At 39.2% G+C, this 22,971-nt stretch carries 17 protein-coding genes; 2 read left to right on the top strand and 15 right to left on the bottom strand.

Translation table 11 applies throughout. The features are described 5' to 3' along the window. Window positions 1-245: 245 nt before the first annotated feature. The 5 genes from I6F44_RS16385 to I6F44_RS16365 form a co-directional block, all read right to left on the bottom strand. Window positions 246-1,178, bottom strand: coding sequence for an alpha-E domain-containing protein (locus I6F44_RS16385; protein ID WP_101216455.1), 933 nt, complete (start codon window positions 1,176-1,178; stop codon window positions 246-248). A gap of 1 nt (window position 1,179) precedes the next feature. Then, complete coding sequence (locus I6F44_RS16380; RefSeq protein ID WP_197174196.1) at window positions 1,180-2,634, bottom strand: circularly permuted type 2 ATP-grasp protein; 1,455 nt, start codon at window positions 2,632-2,634, stop codon at window positions 1,180-1,182. Window positions 2,635-2,680: 46 nt separating this feature from the next. Beyond that, window positions 2,681-3,559: a transglutaminase family protein gene (locus I6F44_RS16375; protein WP_197174195.1), complete on the bottom strand. Its 879-nt coding sequence runs from the start codon at window positions 3,557-3,559 to the stop codon at window positions 2,681-2,683. Then, a complete protein-coding gene (locus I6F44_RS16370; RefSeq protein ID WP_024611321.1) occupies window positions 3,556-6,075 on the bottom strand; it encodes a circularly permuted type 2 ATP-grasp protein in 2,520 nt (839 codons plus the stop codon). Before I6F44_RS16370 ends, I6F44_RS16375 begins: the two co-directional genes overlap by 4 nt. Window positions 6,076-6,187: 112 nt before the next feature. Continuing rightward, window positions 6,188-9,499: a transglutaminase family protein gene (locus I6F44_RS16365; protein WP_197174194.1), complete on the bottom strand. Its 3,312-nt coding sequence runs from the start codon at window positions 9,497-9,499 to the stop codon at window positions 6,188-6,190. A gap of 757 nt (window positions 9,500-10,256) precedes the next feature. Here I6F44_RS16365 and I6F44_RS16360 point away from each other — a divergent pair. Both I6F44_RS16360 and I6F44_RS16355 read left to right on the top strand, forming a co-directional pair. Further along, complete coding sequence (locus tag I6F44_RS16360) at window positions 10,257-11,030, top strand: SHOCT domain-containing protein (RefSeq protein ID WP_007585227.1); 774 nt, start codon at window positions 10,257-10,259, stop codon at window positions 11,028-11,030. A gap of 69 nt (window positions 11,031-11,099) precedes the next feature. After that, window positions 11,100-12,269, top strand: a complete 1,170-nt coding sequence (locus I6F44_RS16355) for a zinc-binding metallopeptidase family protein (RefSeq protein WP_197174193.1) — start codon at window positions 11,100-11,102, stop codon at window positions 12,267-12,269. A gap of 143 nt (window positions 12,270-12,412) precedes the next feature. Here I6F44_RS16355 and I6F44_RS16350 read toward each other — a convergent pair whose 3' ends face one another. The 10 genes from I6F44_RS16350 to I6F44_RS16305 all read right to left on the bottom strand — a co-directional run bounded on the left by I6F44_RS16350 (window position 12,413) and on the right by I6F44_RS16305 (window position 22,964). Then, window positions 12,413-13,732: a hypothetical protein gene (locus I6F44_RS16350; RefSeq protein WP_197174192.1), complete on the bottom strand. Its 1,320-nt coding sequence runs from the start codon at window positions 13,730-13,732 to the stop codon at window positions 12,413-12,415. Window positions 13,733-13,883: 151 nt separating this feature from the next. Continuing rightward, window positions 13,884-14,342 carry a molybdopterin synthase catalytic subunit MoaE gene (gene moaE, locus I6F44_RS16345; protein WP_197174191.1) on the bottom strand — a complete coding sequence of 153 codons (459 nt, stop codon included), beginning with the start codon at window positions 14,340-14,342 and terminating at the stop codon, window positions 13,884-13,886. Continuing rightward, complete coding sequence (locus I6F44_RS16340) at window positions 14,342-14,641, bottom strand: MoaD/ThiS family protein (protein ID WP_165721836.1); 300 nt, start codon at window positions 14,639-14,641, stop codon at window positions 14,342-14,344. The genes moaE and I6F44_RS16340 overlap by 1 nt, the downstream gene beginning before the upstream one ends. Continuing rightward, window positions 14,619-15,089 carry a cyclic pyranopterin monophosphate synthase MoaC gene (gene moaC / locus I6F44_RS16335; protein ID WP_007585237.1) on the bottom strand — a complete coding sequence of 157 codons (471 nt, stop codon included), beginning with the start codon at window positions 15,087-15,089 and terminating at the stop codon, window positions 14,619-14,621. The genes I6F44_RS16340 and moaC overlap by 23 nt, the downstream gene beginning before the upstream one ends. A 1-nt stretch (window position 15,090) precedes the next feature. Then, window positions 15,091-15,630, bottom strand: a complete 540-nt coding sequence (gene moaB, locus I6F44_RS16330; RefSeq protein WP_007585240.1) for a molybdenum cofactor biosynthesis protein B — start codon at window positions 15,628-15,630, stop codon at window positions 15,091-15,093. Next, the gene (locus I6F44_RS16325) at window positions 15,627-16,307 is read right to left on the bottom strand and encodes a molybdenum cofactor guanylyltransferase (RefSeq protein WP_197174190.1); all 681 of its coding nucleotides are present in this window, start codon (window positions 16,305-16,307) and stop codon (window positions 15,627-15,629) included. The genes moaB and I6F44_RS16325 overlap by 4 nt, the downstream gene beginning before the upstream one ends. A gap of 1 nt (window position 16,308) precedes the next feature. After that, the gene (moaA, locus tag I6F44_RS16320; protein ID WP_197174189.1) at window positions 16,309-17,280 is read right to left on the bottom strand and encodes a GTP 3',8-cyclase MoaA; all 972 of its coding nucleotides are present in this window, start codon (window positions 17,278-17,280) and stop codon (window positions 16,309-16,311) included. Window positions 17,281-17,296: 16 nt separating this feature from the next. Next, complete coding sequence (locus I6F44_RS16315) at window positions 17,297-19,993, bottom strand: nitrate reductase (protein ID WP_197174188.1); 2,697 nt, start codon at window positions 19,991-19,993, stop codon at window positions 17,297-17,299. A 26-nt stretch (window positions 19,994-20,019) separates the two neighbouring features. Continuing rightward, window positions 20,020-21,543 carry an FAD-dependent oxidoreductase gene (locus I6F44_RS16310; protein WP_197174187.1) on the bottom strand — a complete coding sequence of 508 codons (1,524 nt, stop codon included), beginning with the start codon at window positions 21,541-21,543 and terminating at the stop codon, window positions 20,020-20,022. A gap of 227 nt (window positions 21,544-21,770) precedes the next feature. Then, a complete protein-coding gene (locus tag I6F44_RS16305; protein ID WP_197174186.1) occupies window positions 21,771-22,964 on the bottom strand; it encodes an alginate export family protein in 1,194 nt (397 codons plus the stop codon). Window positions 22,965-22,971: the final 7 nt, after the last annotated feature.

Genomic DNA, 22,971 nt, shown 5'->3' with positions numbered 1-22,971 from the left:
TGTACTTAATGTTTTTCTTAAGTACCTACCTATGACATCCATGTAGGCAACAAAGAGTTAATCGTCCCTAGAAAGAACCCAGAGGGCAGCGCATGTTTGGTATTTATGCTGCGTTATCGCCCATTAATGGGGAATAACCACACTACATAGGCTCTGCCTTGCCTAAAAACCAAACATACTGCTGTAAATTCAACCACCAAAGTTCAACACGCCCTAAGCAGTCATCTCACAATATACAGTTTTTATTATTCTGCTTGTTTTAAAAAATACGTTTCGGCCAGTCCGTTATGTATTCCAGCTAAGTCTATTTGTATTTCATCGATAAAGTCATGCAACAGACCGTTTTTAAGTACTCGCACGTCTTTATTTTCTAACTCAACAATTGCATCATCAATTGATTTAATGATTTCTGTTGAGTTTGGCAAAGGTAAAACCAATGCTTTTAATTCATTCATACAAAATAAAATAGATCGTGGGAATACTTTGCTGTGCATTACAAATTCTATTACATCTGCACGCTGTACTCTAACGCCCATTTCTTGGCGATACATTTGATAAGCACTTAATGAGCGCAATAAACTGATCCACTGAATATTATCAAACGGCTTCACTTCTTCTTCATTAGTAATTAACGTAGCAGAGCGAATATCTAAAATTCGCGATGTCATATCTGCGCGCTCTATAATCGAACCAAAACGGATAAAAACATAGCCCTGATCATGATTAATTGTGGCATCTAACGCACCAAATATTTGATGGGCTGAATCTATAATCTTTTTTAAATACTCAAAACGCCCACGCTTTGTTATCCCTTCTTTTTGATTGTCTTTTACATAATAATACAGAGAGTTTATTTCTTCCCATACGTCTCGCGGTATTACATCACGAATTGTACGCGCGCTTTCTCTGGCAGAAGTGATAGAGTTTAAAATTGACGAGCTATTATCACTACCAACAAGTAAATACCTTAATGCTTTTTGCTCAGAAAAATCAGTATGGTTTTCTGAATACGCTTTGCGTACACCAATAATATCAATTAATGGCTCCCAGCCGGTACATACGCCTTTGGGTAAGTCCATCATCAGTAAATTGTTAACGTTGATTAAACGAGCTACATTTTCCGCACGTTCAATGTATCGAGATACCCAATATAAAGTTTCGCCTACTCTTGATAACATATTATTTAGCCTCTTCGTCAACAATCCAAGTATCTTTACTGCCACCACCTTGTGATGAATTAACCACCAAAGAGCCTTTAACCATAGCAACACGCGTTAATCCACCAGTGGTAACTTGCGTATCTTTACCTGATGATAAAATAAACGGTCTTAAATCGGTATGTCGGCCATCTGGTTTATTGCCATCAAATGTGGGTACTGTTGATAAATCTAATGTTGGTTGAGCTACCCAGTTTCGTGGGTCCGCTTTAATTTGAGCAATACACGCTTCTTGTTCTTTTTTGGTTGATTTAGGACCAATTAATAGCCCGTAGCCACCAGACTCATTTGCTGGTTTAACAACAAGCTTATCAATGTTTTTAATCACATGGTCGCATTCTTTCGGGTCCAAACATTTGAACGTTGGGACATTAGCAAGTTTAGCTTCCTCGCCTAAGTAGTACTTAATCATCTCAGGTACATAGGCGTAAACTACTTTGTCATCAGCAACGCCTGCACCTGGTGCATTAACCAAAGCGACATTACCTTTAGACCAAGCGCGCATTAAACCAGGAACGCCCAGTTGAGAGTCAGGTAAAAAGACTTCTGGGTCTAAAAATAAATCATCAATACGACGATAAATAACATCAACTCGTTGTAGCCCTGTGATTGTTCTCATGTATACACAATCATCTTTTTCAACAACTAAGTCCCGTCCTTCTACCAGTTCACAACCCATTTCTTGGGCAAGGTAGCAATGTTCAAAATAAGCGGAGTTAAACACCCCTGGCGTAAGTACCACAACTTCTGGTTTATCTTGTGGACGAGGCGACATTGCCGCTAGCATATCAAATAATTGTGAGGGGTAATCATCAACAGGTAAAATCGACACTTGCTCAAATAATTCAGGGAATACACGCTTCATTACAGAGCGATTTTCAAGCATATAAGACACACCAGAAGGAACACGCAGGTTATCCTCAAGTACATACATAGTACCACTACCATCGCGTACTAAATCTGAGCCACAAATATGCGCCCATATCTTATTTGGCGGGTTTATACCCACGCATTGCTGGCGAAAATTCACAGATTTTTCTAGTAACCCTTTTGGAAAAACACCATCTTTTATTATTTTTTGGTCATGGTATAAATCATCTATAAAAAGGTTAAGCGCTTCAACACGTTGCTTTAAACCAACCTCTACGCTTTGCCATTCTTTTTTACCTATAGTTCGAGGAATAATATCAAACGGCCAGGCTCTATCTATCATATTACCTTCGTTGTAAACCGTGAAAGTAATACCCATTTCTTTAATAGCTAAATCAGCAACCGCTCTGGCTTTTACTAATTCTTCTGCTGATAAATTAGCAAAAAATTGTGCTAATTGTGTTCCATGCGATCTAACGTTTCCTTCTGCATCAATTAATTCATCAAAGAAACCTTTTGTTTGGTACGCTTTCCAATCAATTTTCATACACTCTTTCACCTTATCCATCATCATATATGACGTAGTTAAACTGCTATTCCATTCGAATCATATCAACCGCTACATCAAGCAATTGACTACCGCCACCAAATACCACTCCTTTTAAAGGAGTTACGTCAGAAAAGTCTCGCCCTACGGCTAGAGTAATATGCTGATCGCGTGGTAAAACATTATTTGTTGGATCAAAATCAACCCAACCAAAGTTTGGCACAAATACCGCAAACCATGCATGAGTTGCATCTGCACCTTCTAGCTTTTCTTCGCCTTCTGGCGGCATGGTTTCTATGTACCCACTTACGTATCGACCTGCTAACCCCACGCTGCGTAAGCATGCAAGCGCAAAGTGTGCAAAGTCTTGGCAAACGCCCCTTTTTTGTGCAAAAATAGTGCTCAAAGGCGTACTAATTGTTGTAAAACCAGGATCATAATGAAATTCATGAAAAATCCGTGCCATTAAATCTTTGCATGCAGAAATTATATTTTTGTGTGCATCAAACGAAATTAATGCGTATTCCTTAATTCCTTTATCTATTGGAATAAGCTGTGAAGGTAGTACAAATTCAGACGTTTTTAATAATTCCGCCGTATTTGGTTTAACCAATAAATCACGTACTTTTCGCCAAGCAATATCAACGCTCTCTAAATTACTATTAGCGCCGACTAACAGTTCTACCTCGCTGATCATCGTTACTTTAAGTTTTTTATGCTGTATTGCTATTTCAAACGCTGTTACCTGATTATTAAAATAATCAGTAAATGTTTGTAAGTAAGTCGGTGTAGGTTCAATTTCTACACGACTACTGTGGCATATTTGCCCGCGATTCGTTTTTGGCGTTAATCGCGCTTGGTTTTGACACAAACTAACAAAGTCAGAATAGTTGTATGTAGTCGAGTGCTTTATTTTATATTTCACGATTGAGCTTGCTCAATATTAGTCCAGTTCAATTTATTTGCCGTTTGGGTATGAGAAAAATACTGTAGTAATAATACATCACAAAATGTATCTAAGTTCATACGCGTATTATGGTTAAATTCGATTAACTGGTTACGTTGTCCATTTTCACTTTTTTGTAGGTAATCTTTCTCAGTTACATAACAACTTGTTTTAGATAGCAAAATTGCTTTTTCGTGTGCCGCAATTACGCCTTGTCTGCGTTTTGTGGGTAAATGCTTACACAACTTATTAATTTCCTCTAACTGAAATAATAAAGAACGTGGGTATTCAGCATCTAAAAGTAATAACTCAAGCCCTGTACCAATGGTTTGATACATTCTGTATCGGCGCTTATGCGTAACTAAACTAACTTGGCAACTTAGCACTGCTTCAAGTAAGCCAAGCTCTTCGGGCTCGTCTAACTCTTTGGTTAATAAAGCCGCACTTAATGATGTTATTTGTAAGCTACGCTCTACTCTTCTACCCATTTCGAGTAAAAACCAGCCGTTACTATTTGGCATACAATCTGTAATCGAGCCATTAAAAGCCATAATTGAGCCTATAACTCTATCTAGGCTGCTTTGCATTGCACGCGTTGGAATATTAATATTTACATTTTTAAATACTTTAATTTGCTCATTAATATCATCAATTATTCGACGACTATCATGAGATAGTAATTCTTGAATTTGCACCGACGCATTTGCAATGTACTTTAATGTATTAATAATACTGCCAGCGCATTGCTCGTCTGCAAGGAGTTGAAAAGCAGTTTCTTTAGACAGATTTACATCAATGCCATCTAGTTTTAAATCAGGTTCTATATAGGGATAAACAATATATTGCGACCTAATGGCATTAGAAAGCCGTGCAACTATACTTTTTCGTATTGAATCTGGGTAAACAGAAAACTCGGTGTACTTGTCTATAAAAATACGCAAAATACGTATGGTGTTTTCGCAGCGTTCTAAGTATCGACCCAACCAAAAAAGGTGCTCAGCCGTACGGCTCGAAATAACCCCTTCGAGTAGCGTTACATCCATTCTTTTTCTAATTGGCACCGGTGGATTATGCTCGCCTAAATCAACTCTATCGGCTGTATTTATCCATGTATCTTTAATCCAACCAGATATTCTCGGGTTGTTACTTTTTTCGTTCGAAAAACACAGTGCTGAAGGAAGTACTTCTACGCCATTTTCTGTGGTTAATGCATAGCATCTAAACACCACTGGCTTGGAGATTAATTGCCCGTCATGCCAAAATGGTGCACTGCTAAAAGAAGGTTTTTCTTGGAAAAAGTAATTATCGGGTTCTTTGCTAATAAGTAGCTTTATTTCTTGCTCGTCTAACACTCCATCTAACTTAAGTGTAGGGTCTATAGCAGATAGTAGTTCGAGGTTATTCCAATCAACGGCTTGCGCTTCTTTTACACTTAAATAATTTGGCTCACCTAACAACAGCGGTTGTTTTAAAATTTGCTGCGATAACTTTTCTAAGTTGCATTTTATTGAAGGTGACGAGAGCACACCACTACCAAACGGGTTTAAAACCTTAACCGACCCTTGTCGTACAGATTGTAATAAGCCCGGAATACCATGAAGTGAATATTCAGTTTGCTCTAAAGAGTCAATACAACGATCAGAAACCCAGCGTAAAATGACATTAATTTTACCCAAGCCTTGTAACGATTTTAAACAAACGTCACCACCACGTACGGTTAAGTCGGCGCTTTGTACTAATGTATAGCCAAAGTAGGTAGATAGGAATGCATGCTCGTTGTAGTTAGGGTCATCAATTCCTTGGGTTAGAATTACAATTCGTGGGTCATCCATATAGTGGGTATATTCATTAATACCCTCTTGGAATAGGTTTAAAAATTCTTTAATTTGCTGAACATTACATTCGGCAAATTCTTCAGCCATTACACGCCTTGCAATAATACGGCTTTTAATTAATAGCCCTAAGCCTAACGGGCACTGACAATGATCGCTTAATACTTTAAATTCGCCTGTTGGCGTGCGGTAAACATCTAATGCAGTAAAAAATAGTGTTAATTCGTTACTAGGTAAGCTAAAACCTTCGCGTAAGTAATTAGGGTCTTGAAAAAGCTGCTTTGCAGGAATATGACCATCAACTAATAATGTTTGGTCACCGTAAATATCTTGCTGAATTTTATTTAATAAAAGGGTTCTTTGTTTTATTCCCTCTTCAAGCAATGCCCAATCAGCTTTAGATAACATAAATGGCAATGGGTCGAAGTGCCACTGCTTATTGCTTTCATTTTTAATATTGCCATTTTGTAGCAATTGGCTAATTTCTGTAGCGCGGCTACTAACATCATCTGCTGTTAGACTAGCTAAACGCTTAAATAAAGTATCCCAATGGTCTGGGTTTAAACCACTGTGGTTTGCTAGTTCATCATGTCCATGTGATTTATCAAGGTATAAAGACAACCACTCAGGCAATTCCGGCATCGCGTTATTGTTAATATACAAGCTGAAAGCGCTCCAATTTATAGTAAATAGCCGTGTTCATAATGATGCTTTAAAAATATTTAGTCATTCCACTTTAAATAATTTCAAAGTGGAATGACACAACTATCAATTATTATTTAAAGTTAGGCTGCCTGCGTAAATCCAAGGTATTTGGATAATCAGGATTACTACTTTCTTCATCAGGTACCACGTATTCACTTGCGCTTTGCGCCGATTGAAAACTATGCGTAACCGCCGATGGGCTCCAGCTTGGTTCTGCTGATGCAAGTAACGATGGTGTATGCCCATGCTCCCAAAATCTTGCAACTCTGCGCCCTTCAGCTTCAAATGCATTAACCGGTAGCGTTTCAGGATTACGACCCCCAGCATGGCTCACATGATATACAAAGCCTCCAACTGAACGACCTTCCCACGTATCGATTAAATCAAAAACTAATGGAGCATGTACGCCAATAGTTGGGTGAAGCGCTGTAGGTGGTTGCCAAGCTCTGTATCGTATACCCGCGACCATTTCATCTTTTGCTTTACCTTTAACCGGTTTAAGCGGCACTCTTCGACCATTACACGTTACAACATAGCGATCGCTCATTGTTCCTTGTACTTTTATCTGTACTCTTTCTAATGACGAATCTACATAGCGCGCCGTACCCGACGCACTTGCCTCTTCGCCCAGTACATGCCAAGGCTCGATTGCGGTTCTAAGCTCAAGTGTCACGTTATCAAGTTCTCGCGTACCACACACCGGAAATCTAAATTCAAAAAATGGATTTAACCAACTTAACTGAAATTGAAAACCTGCCTGTTGTAAATCGCGGCTTACTTCAGCTAAATCGTTTTCTACATATTGTGGCAATAAAAACTTATCGTGTAACTCTGTACCCCAACGTATTAATGGCTTGTGGTAAGGTTTTTTCCAAAACCAAGCAAGTAAAGTACGCAACAGCAGCATCTGCACTAAGCTCATTTGTGAATGCGGAGGCATTTCAAAGCCTCTAAATTCTACAATCCCTAAACGACCTGTGGCTGAGTCGGGTGAATAGAGCTTATCTATACAAAACTCTGCTCTGTGCGTATTACCCGTTAAATCCACTAATAAATTACGAAGTAACCTATCAACTAACCAAGGTTCAGGCACCTCACCTTCGGGCATGTGTGAAAAGGCAATTTCAAGCTCGTATAAAACTTCATCACGGGCTTCATCCACTCGCGGTGCTTGGCTTGTAGGACCAATAAAAAGCCCCGAAAATAAATACGATAAACCAGGATGATGCTGCCAATAGGTAATAAAACTTCTTAAAATATCGGGTCTGCGTAAAAATGGGCTTTGCTCAGGTGTTTCGCCACCCAGCGTTACGTGGTTACCACCACCAGTACCAGTATGACGACCATCTGCCATAAACTTATCGGTACCTAATCGGCATTCTTTTGCTAAACCGTATAACGTTGTGGTTCGACTGACTAATTGATCCCACGATGTTGAAGGATGAATATTTACTTCAATAACACCTGGATCTGGCGTTACAGCGTATTTTTCTACGCGGCTATCTTTAGGTGGGCTATAGCCTTCAATAACAAGCGGCATTTTAAGTGCTTTAGCCACACTTTCTATACTACTTATTAAACCCATGTAATGTTCAAAATGACTTGTTGGTGGCATAAATATGTATAAACGCCCCTCTCTCACTTCCATTACAAGGGCAGTTTTAACCATTTCTTTGCCAATAAAGCCTTTTTTAAGCTTTTTAGCTTTGCCAAAGTTTTCAGGAATATCAAACGGGTCGCGGTCAATAATGTTGCCGCTCCATTCAAGGCTATCTAAGGGCAAGCGATACCCCATTGGGGATTCACCAGGTAATAAGAAACAATTGCCTCGTTTAAACTCCCACGTACACGACTGCCAGCAGTTTTTGCTATCGTTCCATTTTAAAGGGAGAACATAACCAACTGGCTTTTCTATCCCTTTATCCATTTTAGCTAAAAAGCCTTTTCGGCTCATTGCATGGAGAAGCTCAGGCTGATCTGGCTTTATTTCGGTAGGTAATGAGGCTTCTTGCCACATGTGATATAAAATATCTTCATAAGCAGTAGTAAGTGCCTTGGTTTCAAGACCAAGTGAGTCACACAGTTTATCAGCAAACTTTTTAGTATCAGTATGATCAAATTTATAGTCTTTATTAGGATCGGCTAATAGTGCGGCATCTTGCCATAAAGGCTCGCCGTCTTTGCGCCAATAGCACGCATATTGCCAACGTGGTAATGGCTCACCCGGATACCATTTACCTTGTCCGTAATGAGTAAAGCCACCTTTTGTGTATACTTTATTCATTTCTACAAATAAATTTTGAGCTAATATTCTTTTTTCTTTGCCATCGGCATCAGTATTCCACTGAGGATGTTCCATATCGTCAATAGAAATAAACGTAGGCTCGCCACCCATGGTTAAATGTATATTTTCTTCATTATAAACATTGTCAACGTGCTGACCTAAGCGATTAATTGCCGCCCACTGCGCCTCAGAATATGGCTTAGTTACACGTGGGTCTTCGTGTACACGCGTTACTTTATTATAAAAGCTAAACTCAGATTTGCAGTCGTCTATACCGCCTGTAACCGGCGCCGCCGAGCTTGGCTCTGGCGTACATGCCAATGGAATATGCCCTTCACCGGCAAATAAACCCGAGGTAGGATCAAGCCCTATCCACCCTGCACCAGGAATATACACTTCGGTCCATGCATGCAAATCGGTAAAGTCTTCTTCAGGACCGCTTGGACCATCTAGTGATTTTTGATCTGAGGTTAGCTGTACTAGGTAACCCGATACAAATCGAGATGCCAACCCTAAATGACGAAACAATTGTACTAACAACCAAGCAGAATCACGACACGAACCTGTTTTTTTACTTATTGTTTCGTTTGCCGTTTGCACACCGGGTTCTAAACGAATGCCATAACCAACTAACTCATAAATAGCTTGATTAACAGCGACTAAAAAATCAACGCTTCTAAGCGGCTCTTTAGGGTTTAAAGATTCAATTAACTCTTTAAATTTTGGACTGGCTTTGCGTTTTTTTAAATAAGGAGCGAGCTCTGACTTTGAAATAGCATCGTAAACAAATGGGAAGTTTTCGGCATAATCTTCTAAAAAGAAATCAAAAGGATTAATAACCGTTAGTTCGGCGACCAAATCGACCGTAAAACTAAATTCGGTGGTTGGTTTGTTAAAAACCACCCTTGCTTGGTAGTTACCAAAAGGGTCTTGTTGCCAATTTATATAATGATCTTCTGGTACTATTTTTAAAGAATAGCTTTTAATTTTAGTACGGCTATGTGGCGCGGGACGTAAGCGGAATATATGCGGTCCCATATTAACTGACCGGTCGTATTTATACTGAGTATGGTGCGAAATCCCAACTGTAATTGTCATCTATTAATTCCCCTTTAATAATATATGGCCACAATATAACGCTAAAAATATTGCTTGACCTAACTCGCTTGTGCAATTTTTATACCAAAAGACTTACTAAAGTAGTACTGTTCATCCACTCGCGGCTATTGCACAAAGCAACGTTATGCATAAAGGTTTTGACCTAATTAATAGGAAAAACACACCAATTCAATAAATAGTAAACTGAGTGTAATTTAAACCATCAATTTTAGATTTTTAATGGTGCAGAAAATGCACCAAAATAGTGCTTTAAAATAACTTACAATTAAAGCTAATTAATTTAAAATATTGAAATAAAACAAATAAAGTTAATTTTTAAAAATACTTACTCCGTTATTTATACCGCTAAACTGATATAATTAAAAGGATTTATTTAGAGTTTAAAAATCATTAAAAATAATCATTAAATAGTAAGAAATAGTTCACAATAAAGCTGCTGTTAAAGTAAGTAACGGTGCTATACTAGATCGATTTTTAACCGCTTACGTTACAGCAAAACTAACAATCTCTATGAGATAAAACAAGCAACTTTTAATACATAGATGCTTACTTTAAAGATTAGCTTTGCAGTGGTGTGTTTTCATTTCAGACAAAACAGAACTCGTCCAATTTGAAAGACCAGCACACCTCACTAACCTGTTAATTTTTCATTATCATCAATGCTAAAGGTAATGCAGCCCTGGCGTATTTTCAGATTTTTTAAATCAACCCAATCTACCTAATAGGATATTTTCTTATGCAAAAGCTAACAGATGTCGGTGAAAACTTAGTTAATGGTATAGCATCTCGTTATAACCTCAGTCACGATGCAGTAATTCACATGTTAGTTAGCGTTAATAACGGCGGTTGCTCAATGGCACAGTTTAATTGCCCAGAACTTGGTGGTTCTGGTCAATGGATGCGCGGCGGAATGACAATGGTTGGCGACATGTTTAACAACGGCTTAAAATCAACCGTTGATAACTTGTGCAACGAACTTGCTAATATATTGAGCAATAACCAAATATTTCCGGTTATTCCTGCAGGAACGCCTGGTAGCAATCAGTGGTGGCCAGGTAATCTAGGCAGCCCGTTTAGCAGTGGTGCACAAAATAATATTCGTTACGCTATATTCCCTAATCGCTTAGCCGTTGAATTAAATGGACAAGTGAGCGTATACGACACGTTAGATCATAATATTGGTGGTGTAAGCCAACAGCAAGGCAATAATACCTCTCTTACATTTAACAGTCAGTGGGGGACAATTAATGTAAATACCCTGCCATTAATTTCAGGGCAAACGCCAACGCCTCCAGAACCACAAAAAGATTTTACGCAGCAAGTAACGCAGCCGAATTTTGCATCGTTAACACCAAACCAAGTTGAAGCACCGGCTAATAATACTGTGGGGCAATACTCGGTAGACGAAACGCTTCAAATTATTGAAAAGTTAGCACAACTTCGCGACTCTAATGCGTTGAGTGATGATGAATTTAATATTAAAAAGTCTGAACTTTTAAAAAGGATTTAACCACTATCCTCCAATAGCATAGCGCTAAGTAAAAGTGGTTTATACGGTCTCTTTTTTATTCGGTAACATATGAAAACATTTAAATGTAATTGCACAGATCAACTTATTTTATTTTTTGAAAGCAGCCATTGTTTGGCTTGCGGCAGAACCGTGGGTATTGATGATGAGTTCGACCAAGTTGAACCCTATGAAATTGATGAGCAATCGGGGTTATTTTACAAAGCAGAAGCGCCTGAAGTTTTTTATAAAAAATGTGATAACAACGCTCAGTATCACGTATGCAATGGTATGGTTAATTTAGACACATTTATACCTGTTGCCAATAAAGACGAGGTACTGTGTTTTTCATGTCGTTTTAATGAAACGGTGCCCGATTTAAGTATTGTTGAACATATTCCATTATGGAAAAAAATGGAGACAGCAAAACGTCGCGCTTTGTATACATTAAAATCATTATCACTCCCTTTAAATACAACGATTCAAGAACCTGAAAGCGGATTAAGCTTCGATTTTATAGCAGACCGTAACGTAAGCGATCACTTTGTAAGCCCTATTATAGGTCAGGACGTTGTATTTACAGGGCACGATTGCGGGCATATCACTATAAACCTAGCCGAGGCAGACGACGTAGCACGCTCTCAAGCTAAAATAGCAATGGGTGAGCGTTATCGTACTTTACTTGGTCATTTTCGCCATGAACTTGGTCATTATTATTTTGATCAACTAATCGCAAATTCACCAAAAAAACATACTTTATGTAAGCAATATTTTGGTGATGACGAATTAGATTACCAGCAAGCGCTCGATACTCATTACAAGCAAGGTGCGCCAGCTAACTGGCATGAAACCTTTATTAGTGAATACGCTACTATGCACCCTTATGAAGACTGGGCAGAAACATGGGCGCATTACATGCATATTATCGATACGCTTGAAACAGCCAAAAACTTTTCAATTACAGGCTCAACAACGGGTAATGAGTTTGAATTAGATGAAGCAGACGAGCTTCGATTGCCACAAAGTGCTTATTACTTTAATTCACAAACATCGATTGATGCTATTTTAGATACTTGGATGGAATTTTCGATCATTTTAAATTCACTAAATCGCAGCATGGGACTTGCCGATGCCTACCCATTTGTACTTACTCAAGCGGTGCGAACTAAGTTATCTTTCATCCATCATGCTATCCATAACAGGCTCAATTTAATGCCTGATTTGAGCATTGGAAAAGTGTAATAAAATAAGCTCAGTCCAAAAAACATTTTAATAAAGAGCCATTTATTCTTGCTATGACTTTTCATGCATAGGTAGGTGGCTTTTTTATGATGAGAAAAAAGCCGTAAAAATAGTATATCCCCTACTTTCTCGCTGAAGCTTTGTTAGTTTGTCACAGCGAGGTTATTCTTAAGTCGACTTATGATTTTTTCTTGGTAAATACTAACTGTAGAAAACTTTTGTATTGAAACAAATAAGTCAGTTAGTTTTTCGTTAGATATATCAGAGATATTAATCCCTTTGTATATAATAGGTGCATTATTTTGTCTGGTTAGATTATTCGACAGTAAAATATTCAATTTTACTGTACGTGCTAACTCTTCTTGATACAGAAAAAACTCTCTTAAATGTGTGCTAACAATATTGGCTGATTTTGATCTGTCTATCATTAAAATTTCGTCAATTAGTCGGTTTAATCTGCTGCGAGACTCTATTGCTTCGTCGAGAATATCTAACCAATTAAGTTCGCTATTTGATAGTAAAGCTAAAAAATATACCGTACGTGCTTTATTGTAATTAATAAAACCAGGCCACATAACATCTTCGCTAGATACTTTAAGTGCTTTATCGAACTGCTCAGCGGCAGATTTAAGATACATACTTACTTCTTCAAGTATTGATGGCTCTATAGTGTTAATATTTTTTTGAGCCAACTCCAAACCATCAATCGACAAAATATCTACAGAGTTCATATTTAGCGACTCTCGTAATAAATGCATGCCTTTTTTGTTGTAATACAAACCTAGGTAATTATGGTAAATGGTTTTTGTCACTGGATTACGAAGAATTGGACCTCTCACATGAAGTAAGTCTGCATGAATATTAAAATTATCATCAGCCACAAAACTTTGGTAAGACACAACAGCTTTAAATAGCTTTATTGTTTCCGTTATTTGAATTGAATTACCTTTACTCACCGAGTGCAATATTTCACAGCGCCTATCAACTTCTGACAAAATTGTATCCATACGCTTTTTATAAAGCACTTTGTTAGTTTCTGATGCATTAAAAACAGCTGGAAATAAAACAATTAGGTCAATTATATACTGAAGGGTATCGGCAAAAAGAACGGCGGTTTCTGACTCTTTTTTTAGTTTATGCTCAATAGAGTCAAAAATTTCTTTCTCTAGTGTATTTTCATCTTGGGATTTAAACTGATTAATTAACTCTGGAAGTGAGGTTACGTAATTTTCATTATCTAAAATGTTACCTTCCATTTTACTAATGTTATTTACACTATCAATTGATGTATATGTTCTAACAGTAATAAATAAAGCTAATACGGCTATACAAAAGCTTACTGTTGATATAGTAAAGCTTAGTAAATCTTTACCTTCTTTTAAATCATATACCCATACAGCAAGAAAAGCTGAAAGTAGAACAAGTAATAATATTGTAAAATATAACATTTTTGATGTGCGCATATGTCTTCCAGACTTGGGTCGAGCTAACAATCTAATATTGCTGATTTATAACACGAAAAACGCAGACTTCACACGCAAACTGAGAGTTACATAAGTTATTTATTATCGAGCTGTGAAGCCTTTACTGAACGTAAATAATTAAATATTTATATCACTCTTCCCACTTGCCCAGCGCTTGTTTGTCGCTTTGTTTAAACTCAACCCAGTTTGATGAGTCTTTAAAGTGCTCTTTTTTCCAAAACGTGGCGTGGTTTTTTAAATAATCCATTATAAATTGTGCACCTTCGAACGCGGCTTGGCGATGGCGGCAAGTTACGCCAACAAATACAATTTGCTCGCCAAGTGCTAAGTAACCAACGCGGTGAATAATACATATTCTCGCTAGTTGCCAGCGCATTTGTGCTTGCTCTGCAATAGATTGAAGAAGTTGCTCGGTCATACCAGGGTAGTGTTCAAGCTCAAGTGCAATAACGTTATCGCCACTGCTGAACTCTCTTACCAAACCTGTAAAGGTGACAACAGCGCCATCGCTTTTATTATTACTACAAAGCGCATTGTGCTCGTCACTTACATTAAAATCATCAGTTTGTACTTGAATATGTATGCTCATTAGCCACCTGTAACCGGCGGGAAAAAGGCAAGCTCATCCCCTGCTTTCACTATTTCGTCGCTTGATGACATAGTTTGGTTAAGCGCTGCAAGTAGCTCACGCTCCTCCAGCCACGGTTGCCAATGCGGGTATTGGCTAACTAATCTTAATTTAAGCTCTGAAATACTAAGCGGCTGCGTAATCTCAAGGCTTAATTTACTGCACTTCAAGCGCTCTTTTAGTTGCCCAAAAAACAATAACTCTACATTTTGGGCGCTAGATATAGCATCGTTTGGATTAATCTCGCTGCCAACTGCCATTTTTGCCCCCAGCTTTTTGAGTAACGCGCATGCCGCTAATTTCCATTAGTGGGTCGGCTGCTTTACACATATCAAACAAAGTAAGGCTAGCCACAGATACCGCCGTTAGCGCTTCCATTTCGACCCCGGTTTTACCGGCAAGTTTGCAGTAGCTGGTTATTTTAATTTGGCTGTTTGCTTCATCAAGTTCAAAATCAACAGCGACTTTAGTAAGTGCAAGCGGATGACAAAGCGGGATTAAATCAGCGCACTTTTTAGCGCCTTGAATACCCGCAATACGTGCCACGCCTAACACATCGCCCTTTTTGTTTTGATTAAGCATTACCTGCTCAAAGGCAAGCTTGCTCATGCTAATAAATGCTTCAGCTGAGGCATCGCGCAAGGTTACGTCTTTGAGCGATACATCAACCATATTAGCTTGGCCGTTTTCGTCAACGTGGCTTAACATACTATTGCTCACGCGATTCACACTTTTTACCAATGGTAATGTGCGGTACAAAGTTACACGGTTTATGCATTGAGTTAAGTTGATCTTTTATAATGCCTGTCCACGCTGTTTTACATGCGCCTGTAGAGCCTGGCATACAAAAAATAACGGTGTTGTTAGCAAGTCCCGCAAGTGCACGAGATTGAATAGTTGAGTTACCAATTTCACCGTACGATATATGTCTAAATAGCTCACCAAAGCCGTCTACGCTTTTATCAAACAGCGGCGCAAATGCCTCAGGTGTTGAATCACGTTCGGTAAATCCTGTACCACCAGTCACTAAAATAGCGTGAATGGTGTCGTCGGCTATCCACTGCGATGCAATAGCGCGCATTTGGTACACATCATCTTTTACAATTTCTTTATCCGCTAAGTGATGACCCGCCTCAGTTAGCGCTTTAATTAAGTAATGACCAGAAGTATCGGTAATCGCATCGCGCGTGTCGCTTACTGTAAGTACGGCAATGTTTAAAGGTATTTGTGTATCGCTTGTGTGGCTCATAATGTTCTTCTCAATAGGTTAATGCTTAGGTCAAAATGCTCATTTACAGCTTTAAATTGCGCCGGTGTATTGGTGTTTATTAATGCATGCGCTTTATTACATAAAAGCGTTTGCACACCAATGCTTTGGGTAAACTGTTTTATTGATTTATGACTGTTTGCGTTTGTGAGTATGTGTTTTAAATGATTTTTTACACTGCTTGTATTACGAATATACAGCGGTAGTGGTTCATTTTCAAAGTGCCAAGCATGTATTTGTGACTGATTTAATTGATTGCTCACACTTTGTACGTTATTTGTCTGAGAAGCCAGCACTATTGTGCTTAACAAACTACTCGTAAGTAGAGGCATATCTACCGCAGTAATAAGTAAATCGTGCTCGGTAACTATTAATGTGGAATAAATTCCGCCAAGGGGCCCACTGTTTGGGTATATATCTTTAACGTACTTTTCTGAGGGGTAATCGCTCGGTGAATAATTGTTCAATGACTTGACTGGATTTGTAACGTTGCGGCTTACCAATATGTTTTTAGCGCCTGCGTCTTTTAATAAATCACACCCATTTTGCAATAGTGTTTTATTTTTTAAAACTAAATCGGCTTTGTCTGTGCCCATTCTTGATGACTTACCACCAGCAAGCACAACACCTGTAAAATCTCGATTAGCTTTTACTTCCATATTAGCCGCCCAACATAGCTAAGTGAGTTGTCGCACCTGTTAAGCGTTTATCTAGCTCATGGCTTATTTCTTTATTGCCCATAGCAGCTCGAATAGCCTTTACGGTTGCTGCAGTATCATCCTCGTTTAGTAGCTCGCGTAAATCTATACCTTGCTCGGCAAACAAGCATAAGTGTAATTTACCCAGCGCCGACACCCTTAAGCGATTACAGCTTTTACAAAAATCTTTACTGTACGGCATTATTAAACCAATACGACCATCGTAATCAGGATGACAAAATTCCTCGGCGGGTCCGTTTAATTTTCCCCTAACGACTTGTAACCAGCCTTGGTTGAGTAATTGGGCTTTAACCGTTTGCCCACTTAAGTGGTTTTCTTCAAAAAAGGTTGCGCCGTCACCGGTTTCCATTAATTCTATAAAGCGCACTGTAACTTTGTGGTGTTTTACCCACGCTAAAAAATCCTTCAATTGATTTTTATTAAACTGCTTGGCAAGCACTGCATTTATTTTTATATCTTTTATGCCCAGATCTACCGCGCGTTCAATCCCTTTTAAAATAAGGTTAAGTTTGTCGTGCCCTGTTATGAGTTTAAACATACTCGGATTTAAACTATCAATACTGACATTAAGCGCATCAAGCCCTGCTTCTGCAAATTCATCAATTTTATTTAATAAATTAAACCCGTTGGTAGTAATAGCTACTTTTTCTATGCCTGGCGTATTTTTACAGAGCTTTATAATATTGGTTACGTCGTTTCGTAAGCATGGTTCGCCACCTGTAATGCGCACTTTTTTAGTACCTAGCTCTGCAAACGCATTTACCAGCGTGCTAATTTCGTTTTTATTTAAAAAATTACGCGGCGTATCGCACTGATACCCGTTTGGTAAACAATAACTACAACTAAAATTACATACATCGGTTATTGAGAGGCGCAAATAGTTAAACTGCCGACCAAATTGATCATTAAGCATATGCTTCCTTTTTTCTTTACATTACAACCGCAACATCAATGCTGCTAGAACCTGCTTTGTAATGTTGTTTTATTAATTGGCTTAATTGTGTTTTACACGAACCGCAATTCGTTCCACATTTAAGTTCAGACCCCAATTGCTCGACGGTGTTTGCACCGTTTTTAATGGCGTTTATAATTGGCTGCTCTCTTACTTTAAAGCAGCTACACACTTGCACGCCTTGGGTAAATTCTTCATCGGGGGTTGCATAAAGCAAAGACTGTAACTGTGTAAAAGTCAGTAACGGCTCTGCAAACAAATGGTTTATCCACTCAAGTGATATTTCTTTTTGCTCAGATGAAATAACACCAACAAACGCTAATTGATCGTTTTGAATACACTGCACATGCATGGCTTTTGCCGTGTTCATAGCCGACCACTGCCCTTGTAAACCGGTTAAGGTTTGGCAGTAATACAGTAAATCACTTTGTGGTTCATTAAGCGCTAATTGGTAATTAAAGCAATTACTTGCATTAACTTTGAGCCAAAAATCACTGTTTATAACAAGTTCGTTTTTAGCAAACAGCTGCATATATTGCACAAAGGGTGCTTTAACTATATTAACAGCGCCGTGTTTGCACTCAGCCTGACCAGATAGAGGGTCAACTACCGATTGATACAACCCACTTACTGTTGCTGATGACGCAAATTGCTTGTTCCAATGAATAGGCATAAAGCATTCACCTTTTCGCACCGAATCGGTTACTTTTGCATGCGCGGTAACCTGCCCTGTTTGGGCAATCGCACTTATTAAATCGTTTTGTTTTATTGCTAATTTACTGGCATCAAGCGGATTAATTTCAATATACGGGCGTGTAATATGCGATGAAAGCGCAGTGCTTTTACCGGTGCGGCTCATGGTATGCCATTGGTCTCGTATACGCCCTGAGTTCATTACAAACGGATAATCGCTTGATGTTTTTTGTACCGGTAATTGTGGCGTTATGGGTATAAAGCGCGCTTTTTTATCAGCGGTGCTAAATTGGTTATCTGTAAAAACCTGACCATTTTTATAAGGCTGATTTTTAACAACAGGCCACATAATGGGTTTTAAATTATCGTACTCGCTTTGTGTGAGCCCAACTAAACCAGAGAGGTTTAATAATCGGCTGCCGTTATTTTCAAAGTCGGTTAATTGTGCCCATTCTTCAAAAATGCCACTTGGGTCTGTAAAATCAAACCCTTCAAAGCCCATTTTTTTAGCAACACTGCACATAATTTGCCAATCGTTTTTAGCTCCCGCATAAGGCGCTACTAACGGGCGCTGCCTTGATATTCTGCGCTCTGAGTTGGTTACTGTGCCGTTTTTTTCGCCCCATCCGGTTGATGGAAAAACAACATCGGCAAATTTTAACGTATCACTTTTTGCAATACAGTCAGATACAACTACCAGCTCGCAGGTCTCTAATGCCTTTTTAATAGCGGCGTTATTGGGCAAGCTCACCATTGGGTTTGTTGCCATTATCCACACTGCTTTTATTTTGCCTGCGGCTATTTCATCAAACATATCAATGGCATTGCTGCCTGCTTTTTTAGCGATCGTTGGCGAGAGCCAAAAACGTTGTACAAGTGATTGATGCGCTTCGTTTTCAATATCTAAATGCGCCGCTAACTGATTAGCCAAACCACCTACTTCGCGCCCGCCCATCGCATTGGGCTGCCCAGTAATCGAAAACGGACCGTTGCCTGGTTTAAGTAATTTACCTGAGGCTAAATGCGCATTAATAATGGCGTTGCATTTATCTACACCCGAGCTTGATTGATTTATACCCATTGAATAAAAGCTAATCGCACTTGGGCTTTTAGCAAATAGCGCGTAAAACTCAGTTACTTGCTCAATTGCTATATCGCAAAAGTCGCTAACTGCCTCACAGCTCCATTTTGTTGCCTCTTGCAGTGCGCTTTCAAAGCCGTTTGTGTGCTGAGCAATAAATTGCGTGTCGAGGTGGTCATGCTCAATTAAATAATTAAGTAAGCCGTTATAAAGCGCAGCGTCACTGCCTGGTTTTATATTTAAAAATGTGTCGGCAAGCTCAGCGGTGTCGGTTTTACGCGGATCAATAACCACTACTTTCATATTTGGGTTAAGTTGCTTTGCACGCTCCATTCGCTGATACAAAACAGGATGAGTCCATGCGGCATTAGAGCCAATTAAAATAAGTAACTCAGTTTGCTCTAAATCCTCGTAGGTACACGGCACTACGTCTTCACCAAAAGCGCGTTTATAACCTGCCACAGCAGATGACATACACAGGCGCGAATTTGTATCAATATTGCCTGAGCCTATGTAGCCTTTCATTAATTTATTCGCGATGTAGTAATCTTCAGTAAGTAACTGCCCCGACACATAAAATGCCACCGCATCGGGTCCGTGCTTTTGTATTATATCGTTAAATTTATTGGCAACATGGTCGGTTGCTTCATCCCATGTAACGGATTGGTTATTAATAAGAGGCGACGTTAAGCGATTATCACTGCCTGTGGTGTCGAGCAAATGCGTGCCTTTTACACATAAACGACCAAAGTTTGCGGGATGCTCTCGCATGCCTTCAAGCTTGGTTGGCACATTATTAAAAAGTGAAATATCAACACCACACCCTACACCACAGTAAGCACATGTTGTTTGTTTTAAACTCGTTTTATTTATAGTTGGTGACGTGTTTGCGGTTGCCATACTGCTCTCTTTTAGTGTGCTTTAATTTATGCGGGCTGTTTAACAGGCTCATTAATAGTAACTACGTTAATAGTGTTACTTGCTTTAGCGAGTGCGCTGTTTATTACGTTTTGAACGAGCTTTTCACAACCTCCACAGCCTGTACTGGCTTTGGTGCTTTGCTGCACACTTGCCAAATCTATGCAGCCTTTAGCGACTGTTTGTTCAATGGTGTGTTTAGTTACTTTATGACAAGCGCAAATAATAGCGTCATCAGGCAAGTCGTCGGCGCTTAGCTCTGCTATGTCGCCGGCAAGGGGCATAATGAGCGCTTCGGGGGCGGTGGTAAGTTCAATGTCGTTTAAATGATATTGCAGTAAATTATCGTAATCGCTGGTATCGCCAACAAGTACCGCGCCAATCAGCTTATTACTTTGTGAATTAGTGACTACTTTTTTATAAATGCCATTGGATTGATCCTCAAAATAATAGCTTATTGCGCCTTCGCTGCGTGCATGCGCATCGCCAATAGAGCCCACTTCAACACCCATTAATTTAAGCTTAGTGCTCATATCGGCACCGCTAAATTCATCGGCTTTATTGTCTAAGCCAGTACTTTGCAAAGTACCTTGCTGCGTATCTTGTAAAATATGCCCAACTGCTATTTTAGCCATGGCGTAACCGGGTGCCACTAAGCCAAAAATAAAGTTATTCCATAGTGCACATTCACCAATTGCGTATATGTTTTTGTCGCTCGTTTGACAGTGGTTATTAATTACAATACCGCCGCGCTCGCCTAACTCTAAATTAAACTCGCGGGCTAAATTATCATAAGGGCGAATACCCGCCGAAAATACAATCATGTCGGTTTCAAGGGTTTTGCCGCCTTTAAAACACATTTTGTAACGGCAACTTTCACCTTCTACTATTTCCTCAGTCGCCACTGACGTATGTGCAGTAACGCCCAAATCTGTAATTTTGTTTTTTAGTAACCGACCGCCACCCGCATCAACTTGTACGCCCATAAGTTGCGGTGCAAATTCTATTACGTGAGTCTGTAAACCCAGTTGCTTTAATGCGTTTGCAGCCTCAAGACCCAGTAAACCGCCACCAATTACCACGCCTACTTTACTACCGTGGGCTGAGTTTTTTATTGCGTGTAAATCGTTTATGGTCCGATAAACAAGGCAATGCTCACGATCTTTACCCGGTATAGGCGGTACAAATGGAAATGAACCTGTAGCAAGCACAAGCTTGTCGTATTCAAACGACTCCCCTTTAGCGGTCGTTACAGTTTGCGCATCACGATTTATATCAACCACTTTAGAATGAGTATGAAAGCGTACTTGCCAATCGTCATAGGTTTTATTGCATGTAAGTGCGAGGTCGTCTGCGGTTTTGCCTTTAAAAAAAGACGATAATTGCACACGGTCATACGCTAAACGGTCTTCACCGCTGAGTACCGTAATCTCAAATTGCTCATCAGCTTGATTTTGAGAAACCAGCTGCTGCACAAAATGGTGCCCCACCATTCCGTTTCCTACTACTACAACACGCTGCTTGCTTAGCATTTACTCACCTTAAAATGATATCTACTTTAGTAATTGGCTAAAATTGAAATCGAATTATTTGTTATAGGTTTGTTATAGCAATATGTAAGCCAAATATATAAGCATTTAAAATCAGCAAGTTGCCTACATTGGTGCAGAGGTGAAAAGCGTAAAGCCCCACAAGATGGTGCAACTGCACCATCTTGTGTCGCTATAAATTACAAGAGGATTTTAGAAGATAGTGAGGGTTAAAATTTAGCGCTCATCCATACCCATAATTTTTGAGTATCGACTTTATTAGCAGCGGTATCGCCCGCTGAGTAATCAGCGTATTTAACACCCACTGCGTATTGTTTATTAATAGGTTTAACGTATTGTACGTTTAGCTCACTGCCTAAATCGTCAACCCCATTTGATTGCTCATTAGCATCAAAACTGTGATAAGCCACCAGCCATTTTCCGTCAAACGCTTTACCATTTAAGCTTATGTAAGTGTCGTCCAAGCCTTGTGCGGGTGTATTTAAAAACGTATCTGCCCAACCATTAAATTTATGTAACGTGGCAAGTGGTGTTGCAAACCCGTAATCGCCATTATCAGAGCCAAGTGACTCTATGCCAACTTTTAATGTTACTGTTTTTATACCCAAACCATTTAAATCAACAGCGCCTTCAAATGCATAGTAATCGGCATCAAAATCACTCACGCTTGTTGACGCAGACTGCGTTGCATACTCCGCTTTGTAATAAAATTTTATGTCGTTTAGGGTTTTATTACCGTTAAAAGAGACGCCATAAGTGTCTAAACTGTCGTCTTGTAGTGCATCGTCACTTAATAAGTAACTGTATAAAACCACTTTACCGTAGTCTGTTTTAAAGCTTGCATTAATTAGATGATCGGACGATTTAATGTCTTTATCGTCAGCAAATATGCGGTTACGCTTATTTAAATAACTGTATTGTAAATCTATGTTATTAAATGCGTAATTAATGGTTGCTGCATCAAAGGTTTGTCTGTCTTGGCGCCAACCTACGTGCCCAACAAAACGCTGCCCACCAAGGGCTATTACTTGGCGTCCTACTTTTAGCGATAGACCATCGCGGGCATATTTAACAAAACCTTGGTCTATCTCAGTGCTTTCTGGGTCTGCAATAACAGAATAATTAGTGTTTTTCCCCACCGTATTGTTGTAATCATCTACGCCCAATAGGCTGCGAGTGTCTTCTACTTCAATAACGGCTGAAAAACCATTAACCTCATCTGTTTGATGCATTAAGCGAGTTCTAAGTGTTAAGCCGCTTGCATCTTTTAAAGCATTATCTTGATCAACGCTTTCAAAACGCAGTCTAAAATCAAGATCAGTTTGCGAAGCTTGGCTTATTGAAGGCGCAGTGAAGCAACCCAGTATAAAAATAATAGGTAAGTTGTTCTTATAGTTAAGCATTTTGGTT

The organism is Pseudoalteromonas sp. NZS11_1 (assembly GCF_015864275.1).
GTDB classification, from domain to species: domain Bacteria; phylum Pseudomonadota; class Gammaproteobacteria; order Enterobacterales; family Alteromonadaceae; genus Pseudoalteromonas; species Pseudoalteromonas arctica.
The sequence above is the reverse complement of the archived record's forward strand: the minus strand, read 5'-3'. Positions and strand labels throughout refer to the sequence as shown.

Coding starts and splice junctions, on each gene's coding strand:
- I6F44_RS16350 (WP_197174192.1), bottom strand. CDS start 13,732: ATGCGCACATCAAAAATGTTATATTTTACAATATTATTACTTGTTCTA.
- I6F44_RS16310 (WP_197174187.1), bottom strand. CDS start 21,543: ATGCTAAGCAAGCAGCGTGTTGTAGTAGTAGGAAACGGAATGGTGGGG.
- I6F44_RS16355 (WP_197174193.1), top strand. CDS start 11,100: ATGAAAACATTTAAATGTAATTGCACAGATCAACTTATTTTATTTTTT.
- I6F44_RS16360 (WP_007585227.1), top strand. CDS start 10,257: ATGCAAAAGCTAACAGATGTCGGTGAAAACTTAGTTAATGGTATAGCA.
- I6F44_RS16385 (WP_101216455.1), bottom strand. CDS start 1,178: ATGTTATCAAGAGTAGGCGAAACTTTATATTGGGTATCTCGATACATT.
- moaC (WP_007585237.1), bottom strand. CDS start 15,089: ATGTTAAGCCACGTTGACGAAAACGGCCAAGCTAATATGGTTGATGTA.
- moaA (WP_197174189.1), bottom strand. CDS start 17,280: ATGCTTAATGATCAATTTGGTCGGCAGTTTAACTATTTGCGCCTCTCA.
- I6F44_RS16365 (WP_197174194.1), bottom strand. CDS start 9,499: ATGACAATTACAGTTGGGATTTCGCACCATACTCAGTATAAATACGAC.
- moaB (WP_007585240.1), bottom strand. CDS start 15,630: ATGAGCCACACAAGCGATACACAAATACCTTTAAACATTGCCGTACTT.
- I6F44_RS16380 (WP_197174196.1), bottom strand. CDS start 2,634: ATGAAAATTGATTGGAAAGCGTACCAAACAAAAGGTTTCTTTGATGAA.
- moaE (WP_197174191.1), bottom strand. CDS start 14,342: ATGAGCATACATATTCAAGTACAAACTGATGATTTTAATGTAAGTGAC.
- I6F44_RS16305 (WP_197174186.1), bottom strand. CDS start 22,964: ATGCTTAACTATAAGAACAACTTACCTATTATTTTTATACTGGGTTGC.
- I6F44_RS16340 (WP_165721836.1), bottom strand. CDS start 14,641: ATGGCAGTTGGCAGCGAGATTAATCCAAACGATGCTATATCTAGCGCC.
- I6F44_RS16325 (WP_197174190.1), bottom strand. CDS start 16,307: ATGGAAGTAAAAGCTAATCGAGATTTTACAGGTGTTGTGCTTGCTGGT.
- I6F44_RS16315 (WP_197174188.1), bottom strand. CDS start 19,993: ATGGCAACCGCAAACACGTCACCAACTATAAATAAAACGAGTTTAAAA.